The 24,965-nt window shown below is 65.0% G+C and carries 23 protein-coding genes and 1 tRNA gene; 15 read left to right on the top strand and 9 right to left on the bottom strand.

What is annotated here, in order from left to right; genetic code table 11:
- Positions 1-37: 37 nt before the first annotated feature.
- The 12 genes from CKY51_RS18310 to CKY51_RS18255 all read left to right on the top strand — a co-directional run bounded on the left by CKY51_RS18310 (position 38) and on the right by CKY51_RS18255 (position 13,400).
- Positions 38-1,492: an undecaprenyl-phosphate glucose phosphotransferase gene (locus tag CKY51_RS18310; protein ID WP_152249623.1), complete on the top strand. Its 1,455-nt coding sequence runs from the start codon at positions 38-40 to the stop codon at positions 1,490-1,492.
- Between the two features lie 94 nt (positions 1,493-1,586).
- The gene (locus CKY51_RS18305; RefSeq protein ID WP_170292349.1) at positions 1,587-2,876 is read left to right on the top strand and encodes a polysaccharide biosynthesis protein GumE; all 1,290 of its coding nucleotides are present in this window, start codon (positions 1,587-1,589) and stop codon (positions 2,874-2,876) included.
- Positions 2,876-3,970, top strand: a complete 1,095-nt coding sequence (locus CKY51_RS18300) for an acyltransferase family protein (protein WP_022974424.1) — start codon at positions 2,876-2,878, stop codon at positions 3,968-3,970. Before CKY51_RS18305 ends, CKY51_RS18300 begins: the two co-directional genes overlap by 1 nt.
- Positions 3,967-5,115 (top strand): acyltransferase family protein, encoded by a 1,149-nt coding sequence (locus CKY51_RS18295; RefSeq protein ID WP_152249621.1) that lies wholly within the window; start codon positions 3,967-3,969, stop codon positions 5,113-5,115. The genes CKY51_RS18300 and CKY51_RS18295 overlap by 4 nt, the downstream gene beginning before the upstream one ends.
- A gap of 4 nt (positions 5,116-5,119) precedes the next feature.
- The gene (locus CKY51_RS18290) at positions 5,120-6,265 is read left to right on the top strand and encodes a glycosyltransferase family 4 protein (protein WP_152249620.1); all 1,146 of its coding nucleotides are present in this window, start codon (positions 5,120-5,122) and stop codon (positions 6,263-6,265) included.
- On the top strand, positions 6,262-7,311 hold the full coding sequence (locus CKY51_RS18285; RefSeq protein ID WP_022974427.1) for a glycosyltransferase: 1,050 nt from the start codon (positions 6,262-6,264) through the stop codon (positions 7,309-7,311). The genes CKY51_RS18290 and CKY51_RS18285 overlap by 4 nt, the downstream gene beginning before the upstream one ends.
- Positions 7,312-7,328: 17 nt before the next feature.
- A complete protein-coding gene (locus CKY51_RS18280; protein ID WP_031340909.1) occupies positions 7,329-8,810 on the top strand; it encodes a lipopolysaccharide biosynthesis protein in 1,482 nt (493 codons plus the stop codon).
- A 63-nt stretch (positions 8,811-8,873) separates the two neighbouring features.
- Positions 8,874-10,076 carry a GumK N-terminal domain-containing glycosyltransferase gene (locus CKY51_RS18275; RefSeq protein WP_022974429.1) on the top strand — a complete coding sequence of 401 codons (1,203 nt, stop codon included), beginning with the start codon at positions 8,874-8,876 and terminating at the stop codon, positions 10,074-10,076.
- Positions 10,077-10,112: 36 nt separating this feature from the next.
- Positions 10,113-10,907, top strand: a complete 795-nt coding sequence (locus CKY51_RS18270) for a polysaccharide pyruvyl transferase family protein (protein WP_152249618.1) — start codon at positions 10,113-10,115, stop codon at positions 10,905-10,907.
- A 7-nt stretch (positions 10,908-10,914) separates the two neighbouring features.
- Complete coding sequence (locus CKY51_RS18265) at positions 10,915-11,706, top strand: WecB/TagA/CpsF family glycosyltransferase (protein WP_022974431.1); 792 nt, start codon at positions 10,915-10,917, stop codon at positions 11,704-11,706.
- 130 nt (positions 11,707-11,836) lie between these two features.
- Positions 11,837-12,301: a cupin domain-containing protein gene (locus tag CKY51_RS18260; protein ID WP_022974432.1), complete on the top strand. Its 465-nt coding sequence runs from the start codon at positions 11,837-11,839 to the stop codon at positions 12,299-12,301.
- Positions 12,302-12,386: 85 nt separating this feature from the next.
- Complete coding sequence (locus tag CKY51_RS18255; RefSeq protein WP_031340912.1) at positions 12,387-13,400, top strand: TraB/GumN family protein; 1,014 nt, start codon at positions 12,387-12,389, stop codon at positions 13,398-13,400.
- 171 nt (positions 13,401-13,571) lie between these two features.
- Here CKY51_RS18255 and dxs read toward each other — a convergent pair whose 3' ends face one another.
- From dxs to CKY51_RS18230, 5 genes are all read right to left on the bottom strand, one after another.
- On the bottom strand, positions 13,572-15,488 hold the full coding sequence (dxs, locus tag CKY51_RS18250; protein ID WP_038223523.1) for a 1-deoxy-D-xylulose-5-phosphate synthase: 1,917 nt from the start codon (positions 15,486-15,488) through the stop codon (positions 13,572-13,574).
- 184 nt (positions 15,489-15,672) lie between these two features.
- Entirely contained in the window at positions 15,673-16,329 is a 657-nt protein-coding gene (locus tag CKY51_RS18245) for an HNH endonuclease (RefSeq protein ID WP_031340913.1), read from the bottom strand.
- 215 nt (positions 16,330-16,544) lie between these two features.
- Complete coding sequence (locus CKY51_RS18240) at positions 16,545-18,338, bottom strand: acyl-CoA dehydrogenase C-terminal domain-containing protein (RefSeq protein ID WP_022974437.1); 1,794 nt, start codon at positions 18,336-18,338, stop codon at positions 16,545-16,547.
- A gap of 31 nt (positions 18,339-18,369) precedes the next feature.
- Positions 18,370-18,849, bottom strand: coding sequence for an LEA/WHy family protein (locus CKY51_RS18235; RefSeq protein WP_022974438.1), 480 nt, complete (start codon positions 18,847-18,849; stop codon positions 18,370-18,372).
- Between the two features lie 76 nt (positions 18,850-18,925).
- Entirely contained in the window at positions 18,926-19,468 is a 543-nt protein-coding gene (locus CKY51_RS18230; RefSeq protein ID WP_022974439.1) for a lipocalin family protein, read from the bottom strand.
- A 180-nt stretch (positions 19,469-19,648) separates the two neighbouring features.
- Between CKY51_RS18230 and CKY51_RS18225 the strand changes: the two genes are divergently transcribed.
- The 3 genes from CKY51_RS18225 to CKY51_RS18215 all read left to right on the top strand — a co-directional run bounded on the left by CKY51_RS18225 (position 19,649) and on the right by CKY51_RS18215 (position 22,185).
- Positions 19,649-19,724 (top strand) — tRNA-Phe (locus CKY51_RS18225).
- A gap of 274 nt (positions 19,725-19,998) precedes the next feature.
- On the top strand, positions 19,999-21,561 hold the full coding sequence (locus CKY51_RS18220; RefSeq protein ID WP_152249647.1) for a hybrid sensor histidine kinase/response regulator: 1,563 nt from the start codon (positions 19,999-20,001) through the stop codon (positions 21,559-21,561).
- Positions 21,562-21,732: 171 nt separating this feature from the next.
- Positions 21,733-22,185, top strand: coding sequence for a DUF6491 family protein (locus CKY51_RS18215; RefSeq protein ID WP_022974441.1), 453 nt, complete (start codon positions 21,733-21,735; stop codon positions 22,183-22,185).
- 151 nt (positions 22,186-22,336) lie between these two features.
- Here CKY51_RS18215 and CKY51_RS18210 read toward each other — a convergent pair whose 3' ends face one another.
- The 4 genes from CKY51_RS18210 to ftsY all read right to left on the bottom strand — a co-directional run.
- The gene (locus tag CKY51_RS18210) at positions 22,337-22,615 is read right to left on the bottom strand and encodes an oxidative damage protection protein (RefSeq protein WP_022974442.1); all 279 of its coding nucleotides are present in this window, start codon (positions 22,613-22,615) and stop codon (positions 22,337-22,339) included.
- Positions 22,616-22,637: 22 nt separating this feature from the next.
- A complete protein-coding gene (mutY, locus tag CKY51_RS18205; protein ID WP_022974443.1) occupies positions 22,638-23,711 on the bottom strand; it encodes an A/G-specific adenine glycosylase in 1,074 nt (357 codons plus the stop codon).
- 61 nt (positions 23,712-23,772) lie between these two features.
- The gene (locus CKY51_RS18200) at positions 23,773-24,033 is read right to left on the bottom strand and encodes a hypothetical protein (RefSeq protein WP_022974444.1); all 261 of its coding nucleotides are present in this window, start codon (positions 24,031-24,033) and stop codon (positions 23,773-23,775) included.
- Positions 24,034-24,965 (bottom strand): signal recognition particle-docking protein FtsY (ftsY, locus tag CKY51_RS18195; protein WP_152249616.1); only part of this gene is annotated, 932 nt, incomplete at its 5' end.

Genomic DNA, 24,965 nt, shown 5'->3' with positions numbered 1-24,965 from the left:
CCCCGCATGCGCCGCATCTGGTCTGGAGGACATCCCCATGCTTTTGGCAGATCTGAGTAGCGCGACCTACACCACTTCCTCGCCGCGATTGTTGTCCAAGTATTCGGCCGCTGCCGATTTGATGCTGCGCGTCTTCGACCTGACGATGGTCGTCGTCTCCGGCCTGGTCGCGTACCGCATCGTGTTCGGTAACTGGGTGCCCGCCGCGCCGTATCGTGTCGCGATCGGCACCACACTGCTGTACTCGGTGATTTGCTTTGCGTTGTTTCCGCTCTATCGCAGCTGGCGCGGGCGTGGCCTGCTCAGCGAGTTGATGGTGCTGGGTGGCGCCTTCGGTGGCGTGTTCGCCTTGTTCGCCGTGCATGCCTTGATCGTGCAGGTCGGTCAGCAGGTTTCGCGCGGTTGGGTGGGGCTGTGGTTCGTCGGTGGCCTGGTGTCGCTGGTCGCAGCGCGTACGCTGCTGCGTGGGTTCCTCAACCATTTGCGTGCGCAGGGCGTGGACGTGCAGCGCGTAGTGGTGGTGGGACTGCGTCACCCGGTGATGAAAATCAATCATTACCTGAGCCGCAATTCCTGGGTCGGTATGAACCTGGTCGGCTACTTCCGTACGCCTTACGACATTTCGTTGACCGAGCAACGGCAGACGCTGCCGTGCCTGGGGGAGCCGGATGAGTTGATCGAATATCTGCGCAACAACCAGGTCGAGCAGGTATGGATCTCGCTGCCACTGGGCGAGCGCGATCACATCAAGCAGCTGCTGCAGCGCCTGGATCGGTACCCGATCAACGTCAAGCTGGTGCCTGATCTGTTCGACTTCGGCCTGCTCAACCAATCGGGCGAGCAGATCGGCAATACGCCGGTGATCAACCTGCGCCAGGGCGGCGTGGACCGCGACAATTACTTCGTGGTGGCCAAGGCGCTGCAGGACAAGATCGTGGCCGTGGCGGCGCTGCTGGTGTTGTGGCCGCTGATGCTGGCCATCGCCGTGGGCGTCAAGCTGAGCTCCCCGGGGCCGGTGTTCTTCCGCCAGCGCCGAAATGGCTTGGGCGGTCGTGAGTTCTACATGATGAAGTTCCGCTCGATGCGCGTGCACAACGACAATGGTGCGTCGATCAAGCAGGCGACCAAGAACGACGCCCGCATTACCCGCTTCGGTGGCTTCCTGCGTCGCACCAGCCTGGATGAACTGCCGCAGATCTTCAATGTGTTGGGCGGCAGCATGTCCATCGTCGGGCCGCGTCCGCATGCAGCCCAGCACAACACGCACTACGAAAAGCTGATCAATCACTATATGCAGCGTCACTACGTCAAACCGGGTATCACCGGTTGGGCGCAGGTCAACGGCTTCCGCGGCGAGACCCCGGAGCTGCGGACGATGAAGAAGCGCATCCAGTACGACCTCGACTACATCCGTCGTTGGTCGCTGTGGCTGGATATCCGCATCATCGTTCTGACAGCGGTGCGCGTGCTCGGTCAGAAGACCGCTTACTGATGATGCTGGTAGGTAGGTACGTGGGCGCCTCATGCGCCGCGGGCGGCTGCGTCGCAGCCGCCCTTTCCATGCCGGGGGGCGCATGCTGATCCAGATGAGCGAGCAGACGCGCGTGCGGCTGCACAACTTGCTGATCGAGGTGGTGTTGCTGGTCGGGGTGGGCTACAACCTGCCACTGGCGGTGGTCAACGCCAACGTGTTTACCGTGCGGCCTGCGGTGACCTACGCGGTCGAATTCATGGTGTACGCAGGATGCTTCCTGCTCGGCCTTGGATCGATGAGTCGTAAGCGCATCGCGCTGGTCGTCAGCGGCTTGGGCTTCATCGTCACCTTGATGTTCGTGCGTTTCCTGGTCAACTGGGATGTCGACCCCAAGTTCTTCCGCGACGCCCTGGTCGTTTTTGCATTCGTGGTGCTGGGCTCGGCCTATACCGGCTCGCTGCCCAAGCTGTTCCTGCGGATGACGCTGATCATCTCGTTGGTGGCGGCGTTCGAGCTGGCATTGCCGACCCATTACGGCGACTTGGTCAATCCGAAAAGCTTCTTCGTCAACGCGCGTGGCATGAGCGCCGAGGGTTTCTGGAACCAGGACAGCAACCTGTTCCTCAGCGCGACCCGCCCAGGCGAGCGCAACTTCCTGCCCGGTTCCAATCTGCCGCGCGCTTCCTCGATCTTCATCGAACCGGTGACGATGGGGAACTACATCTGCTTCTTCACTGCGATCCTGCTGACGTTCTGGCGCTGGATGCGCCCATGGGCGTTGGTCCTCGCGGTCGGCTTGATCGGCTTTCTGATCGTGGCATCGGACGGACGCCTGGCAGCCGGTACCTGCGTGCTGATGGTGTTGCTGTCGCCACTGCTGAAACGGCTGGATCAGCGACTCGCGTTCCTGGTATTTCTGCTGGTCATCGCGTCGGCTTGGCTATTGATCTGGGTCACCGGTATCACCGCCTATCAGGACACCACGCTCGGCCGCGTGTTCTTTACGGTCGATTCGATGAACAACCTGTCCTTCGAAAGTTGGCTGGGGCTGGATTACGAACAGGCCTACCGTTACTTCGATAGCGGAATTTCCTACTTCATTGCCTCGCAATCGGTGGTGGGAGTGCTCGCCTTCCTGTTGGCGTATTCGTTCCTGATGTTGATGCCGAGCAAGGAAGGACAGTTGTTCAAGAACCTGGCGATCTTCGCGTTCGCCTTGAGCTTGCTGGTCTCCAACGGTTATTTCTCGATCAAGACCTCGGCGCTGTGGTGGTTCGTTTGCGGAGCGCTATGGCATCTGCAGCCGACCTGGGCGGCAGCGAAGCCTGCGCATCTGGCGCGTGTTGCCGAGGAGGACGCAGCGACGGGCGCCTGGCCGTCTCCCGCGGGAGGCGCGCGATGATGACGGCACTGGCGGCGCCCGCAACGGTGTCGGCGCGTTCGGTGCCCGCCACGGCAACGGCAGTCGTGGCCGGCCGGCAGCGCGATCCGCGCATCGATGCCACCAAGGCGATCGCCATCCTGCTGGTGGCGTTCTGCCACGCCAAGGGCGTGCCGCATGGCATGACGCTGTTTGCCTACAGTTTCCATGTGCCGCTGTTCTTTCTCGTGTCGGGCTGGCTTGCAGCGGGCTATGCCTCGCGTAGCAGCGGCGTGCTCCAGACCCTGCGCAAGCAGGCACGTGGTCTGTTGCTTCCGTATGTCATCTTCTATTTGCTGGGATATGCCTACTGGCTGCTGACGCGCAACATCGGCGAGAAGGCTGCTCGCTGGGGTAGCCACCCGTGGTGGGAGCCACTGGTTGCGATGTTTACCGGTGTGGGTCCGGATCTGTACGTCCAGCCTCCCTTGTGGTTCCTGCCGGTGATGCTGGTGACGGTGGTCGCGTACGTGGTGTTGCGCCGCTGGATGACGCCGCTGGTGATCGCGGTGGCGTCGCTGGTGCTGGCGTGGTGGTGGATGGGGTGGTTCCCGCAGCAAGGCGTGCGATTGTTCTTTGGCCTGGACGTGTTGCCGGTGTCCTTGTGCTTCTATGCGCTTGGAGCGTTGTTGGTGCATGTATCGGGCCGGTTGCCGACCTCGCTGCCTGCCAGCTTGGTCGCAACTGCCGTACTTGCGGGGGCGGTGGCGTGGCTGTCCGAACGCAATGGCCGCATCGACGTCAACATGCTCACGTTCGGGCAGAACCATGCGCTGTTCCTACTGAGCGCGCTGCTGGGCTCGTTGATGGTGATCTGCGCTGCGCGCGTCGTGCAGGGCTGGGCCTGGGTGCAGTGGATCGGGCGCAATACCCTGCTGATCCTGTGCACGCACATGCTGGTGTTCTTCGTGCTCTCCGGTGTTGCCGCGATCGTTGGCGGCTTCGGGGCGACCGGCCCCGGACTGGGCTGGGCCGTGTTCGTGACGGCATTCGCGCTGGCTGCCTGTGTGCCGATGCAGTGGTTCTTTCAGCACTTCGCGCCCTGGGCGATCGGCGCACGCCCGGTGACGGCATGAGCGGCATATCGGCCAGCGTGGGCGTGGATCGTCATGTGGCTGAAGCTGCCGTCGGCAGCGTGCCTGTGGCGTCGCGCGATCTGCAAATCGACGTTGCCAAGGCGCTGGCCATCGTGCTGGTGGCGTTGGGGCATGCCAGTGGCATGCCGCCGGCCTACAAATTGTTCGCCTACAGCTTTCATGTGCCGCTGTTCTTCCTGTTGTCCGGCTGGGTCAGCGAGCGCTTCGGGCGCCGCTCGCTCAATGGCGCAACCTTGGCGAAGTTGGCAAGGACGCTGCTGGTGCCGTATCTGGCGTTTTTTCTGGTGGCCTACGCCTATTGGATGCTGACAGCATTCGTCAACGGCGCTGCGCAGCAGTGGAACGGCCATGCGTGGTGGCATCCCTTGCTGGGGGTAGTGTGGGCCAACGGCTCCAGTCTCTACGTGCTGCCGGCGCTGTGGTTCCTGCCAGCGCTGTTCGTTGCCACGCTGGGGTACCTGGCGCTGCGCACGCGCTTGGGTGTTGCCGCTGCTGCCGCGGTGAGCCTGCCAGTTGCGCTGGCATGGTGCGCCTGGTTTCCGGCCCTGCATCTGCGGTTGCCACTCGCACTGGATGTACTGCCGGTGGCGCTGTTCTTCATTGCCGTCGGCGCCTGGTTGTCGACCCACGCGGCGCCATTGCAGAGCAAGCCTGTGTTCTGGATCGTCGCTCTGCCGGTGTTCGCCGTGTGTTGGGCGGTGCTGGCGTCGATGAACGGGCAGGTCGATGTCAACAACCTGCAGTTTGGGCACTCGGTCGCGCTGTTCCTGCTGGTCAGCCTGCTTGGCACCGGGTTGACACTGTGTGTGGCCTACTTGGTCCAGCAATGGCGCTGGTTGCAGTGGATCGGCAGCAACACCTTGTTGATCCTGTGCACGCACACCCTGGTGTTTCTGGTGGTGACCAGCGTTGTGACCCGGACCGGATTGATCGATCGTCACTTGATCGGAACGCCCGGGTGGGCAATGGGCTTGTGTGCGGTCGCCATCCTCGCCAGCGTGCCGATGCGCGCAGTGTTGATCCGCGTTGCGCCGTGGATGCTGGGATTGCAGCGTCCGCGCCGAAGTGGCCGCGGCATCGGTCGACGCAATCGCGATTTGCACGGCGCCGGTACAGGAGAGTGACGTAATGAAAGTGGTGCATGTGGTCCGCCAGTTCCATCCTTCGATTGGCGGAATGGAGGAGGTCGTGCTGAACGTGGCGCGTCAGCACCAGGCGACCAGTGACGACTCGGTCGAGGTCGTCACCCTGGACCGTGTTTTTACCAATCCGACCGCGCAGCTGGCCGCCGAGGAAACTTATCGTGGCCTTCCGATCCGTCGGATCGGATATCGCGGATCGTCACGCTACCCATTTGCACCATCTGTGCTCGCTGCGATCCGTTCGGCCGATCTGGTGCACCTGCATGGCATCGATTTCTTCTACGACTATCTGGCATTGACCAAGCCGCTGCACCGTAAGCCGATGGTGGTATCCACGCATGGCGGGTTCTTCCATACCGCTTATGCGTCACGCATGAAGCAGATCTGGTTCCAGACACTGACCCGCACCTCCGCGCTCGCCTATGCGCGAGTGATTGCCACCAGCGAAAACGATGGCCAGCTGTTTGCCAAGGTGGTTGCGCCCTCGCGCCTGCGGGTGATCGAGAATGGCGTGGATGTGGAGAAATATGCCGGCCAGGGGGCGCAGTCACCTGGCCGGACCATGCTGTACTTCGGGCGCTGGTCGGTGAACAAGGGGCTGGTCGAAACCTTGGACCTTCTGCAGGCGGCGCTGGTGCGCGATCCGCAATGGCAGTTGATCATCGCCGGACGCGAGTACGATCTGAACGAGGCCGACCTACGCAAGGAGATCGCTGCGCGAGGATTGCAGGATAAGGTCACCTTGCACATGTCGCCGTCCGAGGAAGCCCTGCGCGCATTGATGCGGCAGGCCCAGTTCTTCGTCTGCCTGTCGCGCCACGAGGGCTTCGGCATCGCCGCCGTCGAAGCCATGAGCGCTGGGCTGATTCCGATTCTCAGCGATATCCCGCCGTTCGTGCGGCTGGCGGGCGAGTCCAGGCAAGGCGTCATCGTCAATCGCGAGCGCATCGAGGCAGCGGCCGAGCAGGTGCAGGCGCTGGCGCTGCAGGCCGACCAGGATTTCGCCGCGCGTCGTGCGGCAGCGATGGCCTACGTCGGCCGGTATGACTGGCGACACGTGGTCGGCCGCTATGTCGACGAGTATCACGCGGCGTTGGGAAGCGTGCGTCCGGCGGGTCAGGTGGTGCGATGAGCGCAGTGACCTCCGCTCCGGTCGCGCCGAGTGGCGCCCGCCCGCCGATCACCGTGCTGTTCTCTACCGAGCGCCCAGGCAGCAACACCAATCCGTATCTCACCCAGTTGTACGATGCCTTGCCCGATGCGGTGAGCGTGCGCTTCTTCTCGATGCGCGAGGCGCTGTTGTCGCGGTACGACGTCTTGCATCTGCATTGGCCGGAGTATCTGCTGCGTCACCCCAGCACGCTGGGGACGTTGGCCAAACAGGCGTGCGCGGTCCTGTTGCTGTTGAAGCTGCAACTGACGGGCATACCGATCGTACGCACGCTGCACAATCTGGCGCCGCACGAGGATCGCGGTTGGCGCGAGCGCGCGCTGCTCGGGTGGATCGACCGTCTGACCCGCCGCTGGATCCGCATCAATGCGACCACGCCTCCGCGGCCGCCGTTCACCGATACCATCCTGCACGGCCACTACCGTGATTGGTTCGCGCCGATGGAGCGGGGCGCCGTCGTGCCTGGGCGCCTGCTGCACTTCGGGCTGATTCGCCCATACAAAGGTGTTGAGACGCTGCTCGACGTCATGCAGCAGGTACGCGATCCCCGCTTGAGCCTGCGCATCGTCGGCAACCCGGCCACCGCGCAAATGCGCACGTTGGTGGAGACGGCCTGCCATGAGGATCCGCGCATCAGTGCGCACCTCGCCTATGTGGAGGAGCCTGTGCTGGCGCGCGAGGTCAGCGAAGCGGAGCTGGTGGTGCTGCCGTATCGGCAGATGCACAACTCCGGCACCTTGTTGCTGGCCTTGTCGCTGGCGCGGCCGGTGCTGGCGCCGTGGAGCGAGTCGAATGCGGCCATCGCCGAGGAAGTCGGGCCAGGCTGGGTTTTCCTCTATGAGGGCGACTTCGATGCGGCGCTGCTGGGCGGCATGCTTGACACCGTCCGCGCGGCGCAGCGTGGTGCTGCGCCCGATCTTTCCCAACGCGACTGGCCGCGGATTGGCCAGCTGCATTACCGCACGTATCTGGAAGCGCTCGGCAAGGATGGAGGTCCGGCGCTGTGACCGTAGAGACTTCGACGATGACATCCGCTCCGCCACCTCCCCAGCGCAGCCTCGGTTCACGCGCCGCCGGCGGCGCAGCGGTCACGATGATCGGCCAATCGGCCAAGATGGTGGTGCAGTTCGGCGGCATCGTGCTGCTGGCGCGCCTGCTGACGCCTTATGACTACGGTCTGATGGCAATGGTGACTGCGATCGTCGGCGCGGCCGAGATCCTGCGCGACTTCGGTCTGTCGGCCGCAGCCGTGCAGGCCAAACATGTCAGTCGCGAACAACGCGACAACCTGTTCTGGATCAACAGCGGCATTGGGTTGCTGTTGTCGATCGTGGTCTTCGCATCGGCCCACCTGATCGCCAATTTCTACAAGGAACCGGCGCTGGTGACGATCTCCCAGGCGCTGGCGTTGACCTTTCTGCTCAACGGCATGACCACGCAATACCGCGCGCACCTGAGCCGGGCACTGCGCTTTGGCCAGGTGGCACTCAGCGACGTCGGCGCCCAGGTGCTGGGACTGGTGGCGGCCGTCGCCGCTGCGCTGGCGGGGTGGGGCTATTGGGCGCTGGTGGTGCAGCAGGTGGTGCAGGCCTTGGTCAACTTGGCCATCGCCGTTGGCTGTGCCCGCTGGCTGCCGCGTGGCTACCGCCGCGATGCGCCGATGGCTGCCTTCATGAGCTTCGGTTGGAACCTGATGGCGGCGCAGTTGCTCGGCTATGCCAGCCGTAACGTCGGTCAGGTGATCATCGGGTGGCGCACCGGCCCGGATGCGCTGGGTCTCTACAACCGCGCATTCCAGTTGTTGATGATGCCGTTGAACCAGATCAATGCGCCGGCCACCAGTGTCGCCTTGCCGGTGCTGTCGCAGCTGCAGGACGACCGCGAACGGTTTAGCGCCTTCCTGCTGCGCGGTCAGACGGTGATGGTGCATTTGATCGTCGCCTTGTTCTCGTTTGCCTGTGCGCTCGCCTTTCCACTGATCGTGCTGGTGCTGGGCAAGCAGTGGCGGGCCGCGGTGCCGTTGTTTCAGGTGCTCACCCTGGGTGGCATCTTCCAGACCGCGGCCTATGCGACCTATTGGGTCTTCCTCGCCAAGGGCTTGATGCGCGAGCAATTGGTCTACTCCCTGGTCGGTCGCGTCCTGCTGATCGCCTGCATCTTTGCCGGCTCGCAATGGGGCGCCATGGGCGTGTCGGTCGGTTACACGATCGGTCTGTTCTTGATCTGGCCGTTGTCGCTGATCTGGATCGGTCGCATTACCGATGTGCCAGTCATGCCGTTGTTCCACAATGCCATGCGCGCGATCGTCGCCTATGGTCTTGCGGGCGCGGCCGCCTACGCCGCTTCAGTCCGCATCGGCGGTCCGCTGTGGGAGCAGTTGGGAGTCGGTGCCGCAGCGATGGCGCTGAGTTGCCTGTTGTTGCTGGTGTGGCCGGCATTCCGTCGCGACGTCGTGTCCATCATCAGCATCCGCAAGCTGCTGATGCAGGCGCGGGCACGGCGGTGAGCACCACATGGTCTTCGCCTGCCTTCGGGCATGCTTTCCTTCATACGTCATAGGACTCGGCACATGAGCGATACGTCTGCTGCCCCTGCCACCGGCATCCGTCGGCCTTGCTATCTGGTCTTGTCCGCGCACGATTACCGGACGCCGCGCCGCGCCAATATCCATTTCATCACCGATCAGCTGGCGTTGCGTGGTACCACGCGCTTCTTCTCGTTGCGCTATAGCCGGCTGTCGCGCATGAAGGGCGACATGCGACTGCCGCTGGATCACACCGCCAATACCGTGGTGTCGCACAAGGGCGTGGATTGCTTCCTGTGGCGGACCACCGTGCATCCGTTCAATACGCGGCGCGCCTGGTTGCGTCCGGTCGAGGATCTGATGTTCCGTTGGTACGCGGCGCATCCGCCGCGGCAGTTGCTCGACTGGATGCGCGAGGCCGATGTGATCGTGATCGAGAGTGGCATCGCGGTTGCGTTCATTGAGCTGGCCAAGCGCGTCAATCCGAAGGCGAAGCTGGTCTATCGCGCGTCCGACGGCTTGAGCACGATCAATGTCGCCTCCTATATCGAGCGCGAGTTCGACCGCGTCGCGCCGATGCTCGATGTCATCGCGCTGGTATCCCCGGCGATGGCGGCCGAGGTGGCCAGTCGCGACAATGTCTATCACGTCGGCCACGGGGTGGATCACAACCTGGATCAACTTGGCGATCCGTCGCCGTATGGCGAAGGTATTCACGCGGTGGCGGTCGGTTCGATGCTGTTCGATCCGGAGTTCTTCGTTGTCGCCAGCAAGGCCTTCCCGCAGGTGACCTTTCATGTCATCGGCTCGGGGATGGGGCGCCATCCCGGTTACGGCGACAATGTGGTGGTCTATGGCGAGATGAAGCATGCCGAGACGATTGCATACATCAAGCATGCACGCTTTGGCATTGCGCCGTATGCGTCCGAGCAGGTGCCGGTCTACTTGGCCGACAGCTCGATGAAACTGCTGCAGTACGATTTCTTTGGGTTGCCGGCGGTGTGCCCCAATGTCGTCGTTGGGCCGTACCAGTCGCGCTTCGGCTACACGCCGGGCGATGCCGATTCGATCGTTGCCGCCATCGGGCGCGCCTTGGAGGCGCCGCGTGTGCGTTATCGACAGTGCCTGAATTGGTCCGACACCACCGACCGCGTACTGGATCCTGCCGCCTATCCCGAAACCCGTCTGTACCCCCAGCAGCGTGGCGCAGCCATGGCTGCGCCCGCGGAGACCGCATTTGCGCCTTGATCGGCGCGCTCATTGCTTTGAAGGAGACCTCTTGTTATGGCCAACGCCTTGCTGCAGAAATGGATAGAACATGCCGAACGACGCGCACTGTTCTGGTGGCAGCCGAAAAACAAGGGAGTCAACATGGGCGATCACCTGTCCAAGGTGATCGTGTCATGTGTGTTGTCGATGCAGGACAAGACGCTGATCGAAAAGCGCGATCTGAGCAAGAAGCTGATCGCGATCGGTTCGGTGCTGCACTTCGCCAAGGACGGAGATACCGTCTGGGGCAGTGGCATCAACGGTAAGATTCCGTCCGAGCGCAACACCTTCAGCACGCTCGATGTCCGCGCGGTGCGTGGGCCGAAGACCCGTCAGTTCCTGCTCGATCGCGGCATTGCCGTGCCCGAGGTCTATGGCGATCCGGGCCTGCTCACGCCGCGCTTCTTCCCGGCCGATGCGCTGGGGCCGATCGAGAAGCGACCGTTCGCCATCGTTCCGCATTTCAATGAGCCGGTAGAAAAGTACAGCGCCTTCGCCGACCACCTGGTGTTCCCCAACGTCAAGCCTGCGACCTTCATGAGTGCCTTGCTCGGTGCCGAGCTGGTGATCAGCAGCTCGCTGCACGGGCTGATCCTGGCCGAAGCCTATGGCATCCCAGCGGTCTATCTGGACTGGGGCAATGGCGAGGACCGCTTCAAGTACGACGACTATTATTTCGGCACTGGTCGTCAGCAGTGGCATGCCGGACACAGTGTGGAAGAGTGCCTTGCCCTGGGTGGCAACGGCGATTTCGACCTCGCCCGCCTGCAGGCCGGATTGTTGGCGGCCTTCCCCTACGATCTTTGGTGAGGTGGCCATGCACGGTCAGCAAGCGCATACCGGCACAGCCGAGATCACGGTGACGCCGCCGCCGCAGGGCGTGATCATTCCGCTGGGAGGCATGCCGGTGCTGTCCACGACGCAGGACGTGTTTGCACTGGAGCTGTTCCACGCCTTGGCCGCTGGCCAGCGGCGGCGGGTGTTCTTCGCCAATACCAACTTCATCGTGCAGTGCCAGGGTTTGCGCCAGCGGATGCGTGAGCCGAGCGTGCGCATCGTCAACGACGGCATCGGTATGGATCTAGCGGCGCGTCTGATCCATGGGCGGCGCTTTGCAGGCAACCTCAACGGCACCGATCTGATCCCTTATCTGTGCCGCGAGGCCGCCCAGCCGCTGAAGTTCTTCTTGTTGGGCGGGCGCCCTGGTGTGGCGCAGACGGCGGCCAAGACCTTGACCGAGACGCTGGGGCAGCAAGTGGTCGGCCTGTGCGATGGTTACGGCGAATTCGCTGCCGCCGGCGAAGGCTTGAGCGAGCGGATCAACCAGTCCGGTGCGGATGTCCTGCTGGTCGCGTTCGGCAATCCCTTGCAGGAGCGTTGGATTCTCGATCATAGCCAGGCGCTGCAGGTGCCGTTGGTGTTCGGCGTCGGTGCCTTGTTGGATTTCCTGTCCGGTACCGCGCAGCGGGCGCCGCAGTGGGTGCGGCGCCTGCACATGGAGTGGATGTACCGCTTGCTGCGCGAGCCGCGTCGCCTGTTCAAGCGGTATAGCTGGGACTTGTTGGTGTTCTTCCGCACCTGCCTGCGTGCGGGAAAGCATCTGTCCTGACGCAGTGCGGGACGCCCGGCGCCGAAGACGGCCAGGGGACAAGCCAGTGGCCGGAAGCGCGACGACGCAAGCGTGTCGGCGCAGTCTCACGGACTGTCTCCCTGCATCTGACACGTTCTAGGATGACGGCATGCATCCGATTGCCGCCGACCTGATTCGCTCGCTTGAGCTCTCTCCCCATCCGGAGGGTGGGCACTTCCGACGGATCTATGCATCCACCCACCAGGTCAGCGACGGCGTTCGTCTGCGCCCGGCATTGACCGCAATCCGCTTCCTGCTCGCTGCGGGCGAATGCAGTGCCTGGCATCGGGTCGACGCGGAAGAAAGCTGGCATTGGCAGCAGGGTGCGGCGCTCGAACTGTCGCTCTACGATGAGGTCTCCGGGCAGCTGCGCCGCCGGATTCTGGATGCCGCCGAGCGTGGCGGCGAGCCGATGCACGTAGTGCCTGCCGGGCACTGGCAGGCGGCCCGCTCGCTGGGCGATTTCACCCTGGTGGGCTGTACGGTGTCGCCAGGCTTCGTCTGGGAAGGGTTCATGCTGCTCGACCCGCAATCCCCGCTGGCCGCGCATCTGGCAGCGCTCGCTCCGCGCTGAGGCGACGCCGCTGGCGGCAAACGCTTCCCTAACGCAGCGGCGGTCCGCTTGGCATAGTGTGCGCGTCAAACAGGGAGCGTGTGTGATGCGATACAGGGGAGTGCTTTGCGGAGCCGGTTTGATGCTGGTCGCGCTGATGGCCACTGCCGGGGAGACTCCACCTTCGGCCGTCACTGCGCCACCGCCAGTGGTCGACCTGGAGGCGATGGTCGTGCGTGGCGTGCAGCCAGGACCAGGCCTGTGGAAGGTCAGCAAGGGCGATCACGTGTTGTGGATCCTGGGCACCGTGTCGCCTCTGCCAAAGCGGCTGCAATGGCAGTCCGCCGAGGTGGAGGCCATCATTGGCCGGTCGCAGCAGGTCTTGGAGGCGCCCAGCGTCAAGTTGGATGCGGACATCGGCTTCTTCGGCAAGCTGACCTTGCTGCCTTCGGCGATGAAGGCGATGAAGAACGAGGATGGGCGCGAACTGCGCGAGATCCTGCCGGCCGACGTGTATGCGCGTTGGCTGGTCGCCAAGGCGCGTTACATCGGTCGCGATGGGGGCGTGGAACGCAAGCGCCCGATGGTGGCTGCCGGGGAGTTGTACGAGGCGGCCGTCAAACGATCCGGTCTGGCGCGTTCGCCAGTGGTCTGGCCGGTGGTGGAACGGGCGGCCAAACGCGCAGGTCTCAAGCCGACATCCACGGCGCTGGATTACACGATCAAGGACCCGCGGCAGGCGCTGAAGGAGTTCCGCGCCGGCGGCATGGACGATGTCGGCTGTTTCCGCAGCATCCTGGCGGCGGTGGAACGCGATCTTCCCACCATGGTCGAGCGCGCCAATGCCTGGTCGGTCGGCGACATCGACACCCTGCGCCAGTTGCCGCGCGAAGATCCGCAGGCTGCCTGCATGCAAGCGATTGCCAGCTCCGAAGCGATCAGGAAACGTGGGATCGACGATCTTGACCGCCGCATGCGCGAACACTGGCTCGCCATCGCCACCGGTGCGCTGCAACGCAACCGCAGTACCTTCGCGGTGTTGCCCATCAGCCGTTTGACTGCGCCGGATGGCTATGTGGCGCGCTTGCAGGCGCTGGGCTACGCCGTCGAAGCACCGTGAGCTACTCGTTGGCTTGCCACAGACAGAGCCATGCCGGCGACGCGCGCCGCAATGACGTCCACGCGCTGAAGCACGCATACGACTGACGGCACGCAATGGACCAGGCAGCCGACGTTAAACCCCTGCAACGACGCCATGTCGCGTCGCTGCAGTAGCCCTCCGGTGCCGTACTCAGCCAGCGGCGGCGTTGAGTGCGGGAAGCGGGCTGCCGGCCAATTGTGGCCAACGCTTGAGCACCGCGGCCTGGATGCCGGCTTGATCGATGCCGGCTTCGGCCAGCAGATCCTCACGGCTGGCGTGGTGCTGGAAGCTATCGGGCAGGCCGAGGTGCAACATCGGCATGACCACCGCCTCGGCATTGAGCAATTCGGCCACGCCCGAGCCGGCGCCACCGGCGACCACGTTGTCCTCGATGGTGACCATGCCTTCGTGGTTGCGTGCCAGTTCCAGCAACAAGGCCTTGTCCAGCGGTTTGACGAAACGCATGTTGACCACGGTCAGGCCCAGTGCCTGGCCGACGGCCTCGGCGGCACCGAGGGTCGCGCCGAAGGCGAGCAGGGCGATGCGCTGGCCATGGCGGCGCAGCTGCGCCTTGCCGATCGGCAAGGTCTCCAGCGCGCTACCGGGCGCGATTCCCGGTCCAGTGCCGCGCGGATAGCGCACCGCGGCCGGGCCGGCATGCCGCAGGCCGGTGGTCAGCATCTGCCGGCACTCGGCCTCGTCGGCCGGCGCCATCACCACCATGTGCGGCACGCAGCGCAGGAAGCTCAGATCCAGGTTGCCGGCATGGGTGGCGCCGTCCGGGCCGACCACGCCGCCGCGATCGATCGCGAACAGCACATCCAACTGCTGCACAGCCACGTCATGGACCAACTGGTCGTAGCCGCGCTGCAGGAAGGTGGAATAGATCGCCACCACCGGTTTGGCGCCCTGGGTGGCCATGCCGGCGGCCAGCGTCACTGCGTGCTGCTCGGCGATCGCGACGTCGAAGTAGCGCTGCGGATAGTCCTTGCTGAAGCGGACCAGGCCCGATCCCTCGCGCATTGCCGGGGTGATCGCCAGCAGCGCCGGTTCGGCGGCGGCCATGTCGCAGATCCAGTCGCTGAAGACATCGGTGTAGGTGGGCTTCTTGGCGCCGGCCTTGGTCACCAGCCCCTTGCTGGGGTCGAACGGACCGACCGCGTGGTAACCGATCTGGTCGCCCTCGGCCAGTTCATAGCCCTTGCCCTTGGTGGTAATGACGTGCAGCAGCTGTGGGCCCTTGAGCGTCTTCAAGGTCTTCAGCGCACCGATCAGACCGGGCAAGTCGTGGCCATCGATCGGGCCGGTGTAATGGAAGCCCATTTCCTCGAACAGGGTGGATGGCACGAACATGCCCTTCCAGTGTTCTTCCCAACGGCGCACGAAGCGCGCGGTCGGGTTGTTCTTCTTGTCGCCGAGGATCTTCTTGCCGCCCTCGCGGATGGCATTGAGGGTGCGGCTGCCGCTGGCACGACCGAGCATCTTGGTCAGCCCGCCCACCGCCTCGGAGATCGACATGCGGTTGTCGTTGAGGATCACCAGCAGGTTGGGTTCCGGGTCCATGCCGCCGGCGTGGTTGAGCGCCTCGTAGACCATGCCGGCCGTCATCGCGCCATCGCCGATCACCGCCACCACCTTGCGCTCATCGCCGTTGCGCTGGGCGGCGATCGCCATGCCCAGTGCGGCGGAGATCGAGGTCGACGAATGGCCGACACCAAAGGTGTCGTAGACGCTTTCCTCGCGCTTGGGAAACGGCGCGACGCCGTCCTTCTGCTTGACCGTGTGGATCTGGTCGCGGCGGCCGGTCAGGATCTTGTGCGGGTAGGTCTGATGCCCGACGTCCCACACTAGTTGGTCGACCGGGGTCTGGTAGAGATAGTGCAGGGCGACGGTGAGTTCGATGACGCCCAGCCCGGCAGCGAAGTGGCCGCCGCTCTTGCCCACCGATTCGATCAGATAGGAGCGCAATTCCGAAGCGACGGCCGTCAGGTCGGCTTCATCGAAGCGGCGCAGGTCGTCGGGGGTCTGGATGCGCGACAGGCGCGGATAGCGGGTGGAGTCGATCATCATCGTGTCAATGTGCTGAGCCCATATTGTCCTCCCCATCCGAAGGCCCGGCAAGCAAACCGGTTCATGCGTCAGTGCGAAGTGAGGGCGCAGCGCCACGCGCCGCAAGGGCGGCGCAGCACCATGGGCAGGGTGCGTCGATCTGTCGCAGGCAGCGCGCGCGGTCGCGGCGGCTTGCCGTCGCTCAGCGCGAGAGCTTGGAGCGCTTGGGCAGCTGCGCCTTGAGGAAGGCCATCTGGTCGGACAGGATGTTGCGATTGGACAGGATCAGGTGCTCGATCCAGCTGGGCCGGTATGGCACCGCCAGCAGCGGCATGTGCGCCTGCTGCGGCGTGCGATTGGCCTTGCGCGAGTTGCACTGGAAACAGGCGGTCACCACGTTTTCCCAGATGTCGCGGCCGCCCTTGGACACCGGCACCACGTGGTCGCGGGTCAGGTGCGGGCGGCTGAAGTGCTCGCCGCAGTAAAGGCACAGCTGCGAATCGCGCGCGAACAGCGCCGTATTGCTCAGCGTGGGCGTGGGGTCCAGCGCCCGCGAGCGCGCATGCCCGCGGGCGGCGATGATCGGATGCAGCTCCAACAGGCTGCGTTCGCCGGTACGGCGCGAGATGCCGCCATGAATCTGCATGCAGGGTTCGCCCAGCGTCCACGACACCGCGTCGCGGGCATACAGGCAGGCGGCGTCCTGCCAGTTGATCCAGTCGAGCACGCGGCCATGCGCATCAAGCGACAACAGCCGCACGCTGGGAAGAGGCGAGGGAATGGCGACAGCGATGCCCGCGACCGGAGCAGTGATGCCTCCGGGGACGATCACACCACCTACGTGCGTGTCTGTCTCCATCGGGAAAACAGCTTATACCCGATCGTTGACAGTTTGTGTATCGCAAGTGTCGGCGTGCGACCAGATGCGTCGTGCCGGCAACGCCTTGGAGCCTGGCCAGGCCTGCACAGGCTCTGCCGCCGGTGCCCAGACCGGGTCCGATGGCCAGGCATCGGACCTGCGCTAGATCGCGCCGCGGGCAGTGGGCCGTGCGTTTGCTGCCCGCAGCGGGAGGGTCACGGTGCGCCGAACAGCGCGGCGTCCAGCGTCATCAGCGGCGCGGCACCGCTGCGGACGGCCGCCGCGTGGGTCAGGGTGCGTGGCAGGATGCGCGCGAAGTAGAAGCGCGCGGTCTCGCGCTTGGCGCGCTTGAAGTCTTCGCCATGGCTGGAGGCGTCCGCCGCTGCCACCGCGCGTGCCCACCAATAGGCCAGAACGACATAGCCTGAATAAAACAGATAGTCGTAGCTGGCCGCGCCCAGCTCGTCGGGATTGCGGGGCGCGCGGTCCAGTACGTCGCGGGTCAGCATGGCCCACTCGCTGGCCTTGTCGCGCAAGGGCACGAGGAACTCGGCCAGGGCGGCGTTGCCTTCCTGCGCCTTGGCGAAACGTTCGACGTCGGCCAGGAACAGCTTCAGGCCGGCGGCCTGGCTGGCGGCGGTCTTGCGGCCGATCAGGTCCAGCGCCTGGATACCGGTCGTGCCTTCGTAGATGGTGGTGATGCGTGCGTCGCGGGCCAGCTGTTCCATGCCGTATTCGTGGATATAGCCGTGGCCGCCGAAGCACTGCAGCGCATGGTAGGTGTTCTCGATCGACCACTCGGTCTGGCAGGCCTTGGAGATCGGGGTGAGGAAGCTCACCAGCGTGTCGGCATCGGCGCGCTCCTGTTCGCTGGCGCCGCGATGGGCGACGTCGACCAGGCTGGCCGCATGCAGGGCCAGCAGCCGACTGCCTTCGGTCAGCGCCTTGATGGTCAGCAGCATGCGGCGCACGTCGGCGTGCACGATGATCGGGTCGGCCGGCTTGTCCGGGGCCTTGGGGCCGCTGAGCGCACGCGATTGCAGTCGCTCGCGCGCGTAGCGCAAGGCGTTCTGGTAGGCCCGCTCGGACAGTCCCACGCCTTGCAGGCCAACGCCCAGGCGCGCGGTGTTCATCATGGTGAACATCGCTTGCAGGCCCTTGTGCGGCTGACCGACCAGATAGCCTTGCGCGCCCTCGAAATTCATCACGCAGGTGACCGAGCCCTTGATGCCCATCTTGTGCTCGATCGACCCGCACTGCAGCGCGTTGCGCTCGCCCACCGTGCCATCGCGGTCCACCTTGAACTTGGGGGTGACGAACAGCGAAATGCCCTTGGCGCCGGCCGGTGCGTCCGGCAGCTTGGCCAGCACCAGGTGCACGATGTTGTCGGTGAGGTCGTGCTCGCCGGCGGTGATGAAGATCTTGGTGCCGCTGATGGCGTAGCTGCCGTCGGCATTGGGTTCGGCGCGGGTCTTCAACAAGCCCAGGTCGGTGCCGCAGTGCGGTTCGGTCAGGCACATGGTGCCGGTCCAGCGGCCCTCGACCAGCGGCTTGAGGAAGACCTCCTGCTGCCACGACTCGCCGTGCTGGCGCAGGGCTTCCATGGCACCGTGCGACAGTAAGGGGAAGTTGCCCCAGGCCAGGTTGGCCGCATAGATCATTTCGCTCAACGGCACACCGAGCGCATGCGGCATGCCTTGGCCGCCGAATTGGGATTCGGCGGTGAGGCCGGTCCAGCCGCCTTCGACGTACTGTGCGTAGGCCTCGCGGAAGCCCGGCGGGGTGGTGACTGCGTGGTTGCTCTTATCGAGTACGCAGCCGATTTCGTCGCCGACGCTGTTCAACGGCGCCAGCACCTGCGCGGTGAAGCGGCCAGCCTCTTCGAGCACGGCGTCGATGATGTCGGCGCTGGCCTGGTCGTAGCCGAGCCGGGCGAACAGCGCTTCTGCACCCAGCACGTCATGCAGGGCAAAACGGAAATCGGTCACGGGGGCGGTGTAGCTGCTCATGCGAGCTCCTGCGGATCGAGGAAGGGCGGTGTCAGCGCAGCACGCCGGGCAGGCCGGGTGCGGGGCTGAGCGTATTGCGCGCGTCGATGGCGAAGTCGCGCTGTTTCTTGTCCTGCGGCGTTGCCCACACGGCGCCTTTGAGCGCGTAGGGCAGCGAGCGGCCGCTGGCCAGCACGTCGGCCACGGTCAGTCGGCCCAGCGAGGTCGGTTGCACGGTGACCGAGACCACGTCGGCCGTCTCCGGCCCGATCGAGATGCCGACGGTCTGGTCCACCGCACCGACCAGCGACTCGCCGCTGAGGATCTGCAAGCTCACCCGTTCGAACTGCATCGGGATACTGCTGTAGTTCTGCAGCCGCAGCTCGACCGCCCAGGCGCCATCGGCACGCACGCTCAGTTGCTGGATGCTGGCGGCCGGCTCCGACACCCGGCGTACCGGGCCACCGCCGCAGGCGCTCAACAACAGTCCACAGGCCAGCAGGACGAGCAGAAGGTGGAGGCGATGACGCATGGACGGGTTCCTTGGCGGATCTGGCGGCGCCAAGAATACTACGCAGTACGGTCGTTGCCGGTAGCTGCGCGGGCGGTCACTGCAGCGGTGCGGCGACGATCAAGGCGGACAGGTCGTAGCCCATGCGGCTGGCGTGCGCCTTGATCTGCTCGAACTGTGCACGCTCCATCTGCGGCGAGCGCGACAGGATCCACAGATACTTGCGGCTGGGTTCGCCGACCAGCGCCCATTGATAGTCCGGGTCCAGCGCGATCACCCAATAGTCGGCCCAGACCCAGGGCAGCCACGCCAGCCAATCCGGCGCGAAGCGCACCTGCAGCTGGCCTGGTTGCCCTGGCACCGGACGCGCGACGCCGTCGGCCGCGGCCAGCGTACCGTCGCCGGTGCGGCAACTGTTGCGCACGCCGATCAGGCCATCGTCGCGCAGCGTGTAGCTGGCGGTGATGTCGCCGCGGCACTTCTTCTGGAACGACACCGGCAGGTGGGCGATCTCGTGCCATTGCCCGGCGTAGCGCGAGACATCCAATTGCGGTACTGCCCGTACCGGGCTCTGTACCAGCGCGACGCCGGGCAAGGGCAGCAACGACAGCAACACGAACAGCAGGTGGCGAAGGCGCATGCGACTCTCCCGGACGGACGCGCGCAGGCTAGGCCACAGCGGGCATGCGGTGGCGTGAACGGGCGCAAGAAACCCGACGCTGGCGGCCATCCCAACAAAAAGCCTGGCCAAGGCTTGCCCAAAGGGCGCGTGGTCGTTATGATGCGCGTCCTCGCAACGCAGGTAGTTTGTTGCGGCAGTGGCCGAGTAGCTCAGTTGGTAGAGCAGGGGATTGAAAATCCCCGTGTCGGCGGTTCGATTCCGTCCTCGGCCACCATTTTCAAGCATTGCAGCGCGGGCATTCGCCCCTCTCTCTCTACGCTGCCCCCGACACCTCCCCATGCGTTCGATCGGTTTGGCGCCAGGTGCAGCCGGGACGAATGTCTGGCGTGTGGACGGGAGAACGCCGCGGTCGCGATGGAATGCGCGATGACAATGGCCTCACCGGCGCTGGCTAAACTGACTTCGCGGGAACAGGCCCGCGGGAGACGATTTTGAACCAGTCCGGTGACGGTGCGCCACATCAGCCGCCTTTCGATCAATACCAACGCCTGCGCAATCAGTCCCATCGCGCCGATATCTTTTTCGCCGCCGTGGAGACCACGCGCATGCCGATGACGGTGACCGATCCGCACCTGCCCGACAATCCCATCGTGTTCGCCAATCGGGCGTTTCTCGAGATGACCGGCTATTCGGCCGAAGAAATCATCGGCAATAACTGTCGCTTCCTGCAGGGGCCGGAGACCGATCGCCAGAGCGTGGCGGAAGTACGCGAGGCCATCGAACACCGTCGCGAGTTCGCGACCGAGGTGCTGAACTACCGCAAGGACGGTTCAAGCTTCTGGAATGCCTTGTTCGTCTCGCCGGTGTTCGACGATGAAGGGAATCTGATCTATTTCTTCGGGTCGCAGCTGGATGTCAGCCGCCGCCGCGATGCCGAGGATGCACTGCGCCAGGCGCAAAAAATGGAGGCGCTGGGGCAGCTGACCGGCGGTATCGCGCACGATTTCAATAATCTCCTGCAGGTGATGTCCGGCCATCTGGAAATGATCCAGATGCTGGTCTCCAAGGATGGCAGCAGCACACGGATCGCAACCAGCGCCGAGCATGCGGCAGCGGCCGCTGCGAGGGCTGCCACGCTGACCCAGCAATTGCTGGCGTTCTCGCGCAAGCAGAAGTTGCGGGGCCGCGTGGTCAACCTCAACGGGCTGGTCGCGGGCATGAACAATATGGCCGAGCGCGCGCTGGGAGGTGGCATCACGCTGCGGCAATCGCTGGAAGAGGGGCTGTGGAACTGCCAGATCGATCCCACCCAGGCGGAAGTGGCGCTGTTGAACGTGTTGATCAATGCACGCGATGCGATGGCCCATGCCGAGCGCAAGGAAGTGCTGGTGCAGACCCAGAACGTGGAGATCACCAGCAACGATCTGGCGCTGTATCACCAGCTTGCGCCTGGGCGCTACGTCAGCATCGCGGTCAGCGATACCGGCTCGGGCATGCCGCCGGAGGTGGTGAGCCGGGTGATGGAACCGTTCTTCACCACCAAGGAAGAGGGGCAGGGAACCGGTCTGGGGCTGTCGATGGTCTATGGCTTCGTCAAGCAGTCTGGCGGTACGGTGCGCATCTATAGCGAAGTCGGCGAGGGCACGACCGTGCGGTTGTACTTCCCGGCCTCGGACAAGTACGAGAACACGCTGCCGGGGAACAAGAACCGTGCGATGGACAAAGGCGGCAACGAAACCATCCTGGTCGTGGAAGACAAGGAAGACGTGGCGGTGGTGGCGAAGATGTTCCTGGAGGGCGCTGGCTATCGCACCTTGTCGGCATCGAGCGGGCGCGAGGCGCTCGATCTGCTGGCGCAACACGCCGACGTGGATGCGGTGTTCACCGACCTGATCATGCCCGGAGGCATGAATGGAGTGGTACTGGCGCGCGAAGCGCGACGGATGCTGCCGAAGATCAAGGTGTTGTTGACCACCGGCTACGCCGACGCGAGCATCCAGCGCACCGATGCCGGCGGGGCAGAGTTCGATGTGGTCACCAAGCCGTACACGCAGAAGGAATTGCTCAAGCGCATGCGTATCCTGCTGGATGGGCCAACCGGCGTCGGCTGAGTCGCCGGTCGGTCAGCTGTGATGCCGGCCAGGCTGGCGCAGCCTTCATGGTGCGCATGCGGTGGCCCCTGTGTCAGCGGCAAGTGAGCGCGCGCGCCCGCGGCTGCCGGGCGTTCAGATGCGGACGACGGCACCGGGCGCAGGATCAGGGACATGACGGCGAGGTGGCCCATGTTCAAATGCGCTGGTGTTGTGCTCTGTGTCCTGGTGCTGTTGACGGCCTGCGCGAGCGTGCGTCTCTCCGATGTCGAGCGCGCGCAGCTGTACCGCACGCAGGCGGGCGAGCCGGTGAAGGCGTTTCGCTACCAGGGGACATTGACCGGTTGGACCGCGCTGGGCGACAGCGCGCTGGCGGTCTGGACCCGTCCTAACGAGGCCTATCTGCTGGAATTGCGCGGCAATTGCCCGGAGCTGCCATATGCGCAGGCCATCGCGGTGACCCAGCGGTTCGGCCAGGTAAGCGCGCGTCTGGACGATGTCATCGTGTTGGGGCGGCCGACGGTGGTGCGCTTGCCGTGTCGGATCGAGACGATCCGGCCGCTGGATGCCAAGGCGATCCGCCAGGCCGAACAACAGCGACGTGCAGTCAGCCTGCGGGAGCGTCGGAGCGAAGATGGCGACTGAGGTTGCTGAATTGAATGTCGCCGGCAGGTGGGTGCGGCGCACAGGAACCGGAGTCTGCGCGGGCTCCGTGAGGAGTCCGGGCACCGGCTGCGCCGGCATGGCAGTAACCTCGCCGTTTTGTTGGCTGCGCTTAGAACGTGAATAACACGCTCTAGTCTTGCTCGCCTGGGGAGACATAGCCCTGCGGCTTGTCCGCAGTGCGCTCGAACAGAAACTTCTGCAGTTCGGCCTCCAGGAAAGCGCGGTGCTTGGGATCGCGCGGCGATAGACGATTCTCGTTGATCAGCATGGTTTGGTGTGCCAGCCAGGCCTGCCAACCGGCCTTGCCGATCTGCGCGAAGATCCGTTGGCCGAGTTCGCCCGGATACGGCACGAAGTCCAGGCCGTCGGTATCGCATTGCTGGTACTGGCAGAACACGGTGCGGGACATGCGGCTTCCTCGTCAGTGCGCGCTATAGCGCGTCGAGCAGTTTACGAATGGGGGCGGGCAGGCCCAGCGTTGCGAGATCGGCGCGGGCGACCCAGCGCAGCGCGTCATTGTCGCGCACGCCCGCACGCAACGCGACCTTGCGCAAACGCAGTGGCTGCAGGTGCAGGCGGTAATGGCTGAAGGTGTGCACGATGGGCGGCAGCGGTTCGGCGCGATCGTAGTGCCCATCGACATTGGCATCGAACCAGGCCTGCAACGCACTGTCGGTATCGGCCTGCGGCAGCGTCCACAGGCCGGCCCAGATGCCGGTCGGCGGTCGCCGCTGCAGCAACAGCGCGCCATCGGCGTTTTCCAGCAGCAGCGCGCTGGCTTCGCGCTCGGGCAGTTGCTTGCCGGGCTTGGGCGTGGGCAGTGCTTCCACCAATCCGTCGCGGCGCGCCACGCAACGCTCCTGCAGCGGGCAGAGCACGCAGGCAGGCCGGGCACGCGTGCACAGGGTGGCCCCGAAATCCATCTGCGCCTGGGTGTAATCGGCCATGCGCCCCGCGGGCACCTGAGCGACATGCGCCTCGGCCAACTGCCAGAGCTGTTTTTCGACCGCCGGCAAGCCGGGATACCCGGCGATGCCGTGGACGCGGGTCAGCACGCGCTTGACGTTGCCGTCCATGATGGCGAAGCGATCGTTCCAGGCCTGGCTGAGGATCGCGCCGGCCGTGCTGCGGCCGATGCCGGGCAGCGCGAGCAGGGCATCGAAGTCGCGCGGCAAGTCGCCGCCATGCAGCTCCACGCAGCGTTTGGCGGCCGCATGCAGATTGCGTGCGCGTGCGTAGTAGCCCAGCCCGGCCCAGTGCGCCATCACCGCATCGTTGTCGGCGGTGGCCAGGTCGGCCAGGGTGGGAAAGCGGGCGATGAATTTCTGGAAATACGGAATGACCACCGCAACCTGGGTCTGTTGCAGCATGATCTCCGACAGCCACACGCGATACGGCGCGCGCGGATGCTGCCAGGGCAGGTCGTGGCGGCCATGACCGTCGAACCAGTGCAGCAGGGGATCGACGAAGCGGTCGGCAGTGGAAACGGGGCGGTCGGCGGGCATACGGTCTGCTGGCGAAGGGGCGGGCGCAGTGGCCAGCGGGCAGCCGCTGGCGTGCAGCGGGTCAGTGCAGCGGAAAGGTGAGGCCAACCAGGCAAGGTTCGCAGAAGAAGCCTTCGTCGCCTGGCCAATGCGGGCTGGCTGGGACGCGGTAGTAAGCCAGGTCGGGATTGCGGCGGCCCTGGTTGCGCAGGGCGGCGGGCAAGGGCTGGGAGAACGCCACCATGCGCCTGGCCCGCGACGCCTGCGACACGTCGCGCACGTGGCAACCGGCTTGCAGCGCCTGCACGCACAAGGGCTGCAGATGCGGGCAGGCAGCGATCACTCAGCCGCCCAGCGCTTCCGGCAACAACGCGTCCACGAACGCTTCCGGATCGAACACGCGCAGATCTTCCGGCCGTTCGCCGATGCCGGCGTAGCGGATCGGAATGCCGAACTCGCGCGCCAGCGCGAACACCACGCCACCCTTGGCAGTACCGTCGAGCTTGGTCACCACCAGGCCAGTCACCCCGACCGCGGCATGGAACTGCCGCAACTGCGAAATCGCGTTCTGGCCGGTGGTGCCGTCGATCACCATCAGCACCTCGTGCGGCGCGGCGGCGTCGATCTTGCCGAGCACGCGGCGGATTTTGCCCAGTTCGTTCATCAGGCCGGTCTGGGTGTGCAGGCGCCCGGCGGTATCGGCGATCAGCACCTGGGTGCCGCGTGCCTTGGCAGCTTGCAGTGCGTCGAACGCCACCGAGGCGGCGTCTGCGTTCTGGCCCTGTGCGATGACGCTGACGCCGTTGCGCTCGCCCCAGGCTTGCAACTGCGCCACGGCCGCAGCGCGGAAGGTGTCGCCGGCGGCGAGCATCAGGCTATGGCCGTCGTCCTTGAAGCGCTTGGCGAGCTTGCCGATGGTGGTGGTCTTGCCGACGCCGTTGACGCCGACGGTCAGCACCACGAACGGCTTGCAGTCGCGGTCGATGACCAGTGGGCGCGACACCGGCAGCAGCAGCGCGATCAGGTCGGCGCGCAAGGCCCGCAGCAGCGCCTGCGCATCGACGAATTCGCGCGCCTTCATGCGCTTGCGCAGGCCTTCGATCAAGGCAGTGGTCGCGCCGATGCCGACATCGGCGGTGAGCAGGGCGGTCTCGATTTCGTCCAGCAGGTCGTCGTCGAGTCGCGGGTTGCGCGAAAACAATCCGCCGAAGCTACGGGCGAAACTGCTGTTGCGCAGGCGCTCGCGCCAGCCGGGCTTGCCGGCCGGTGCCGCCG

Source organism: Xanthomonas maliensis (assembly GCF_009192945.1).
GTDB lineage: Bacteria > Pseudomonadota > Gammaproteobacteria > Xanthomonadales > Xanthomonadaceae > Xanthomonas > Xanthomonas maliensis.
Note: the sequence above shows the minus strand (reverse complement) of the source record. Positions and strands in the feature narration are given on the sequence as shown.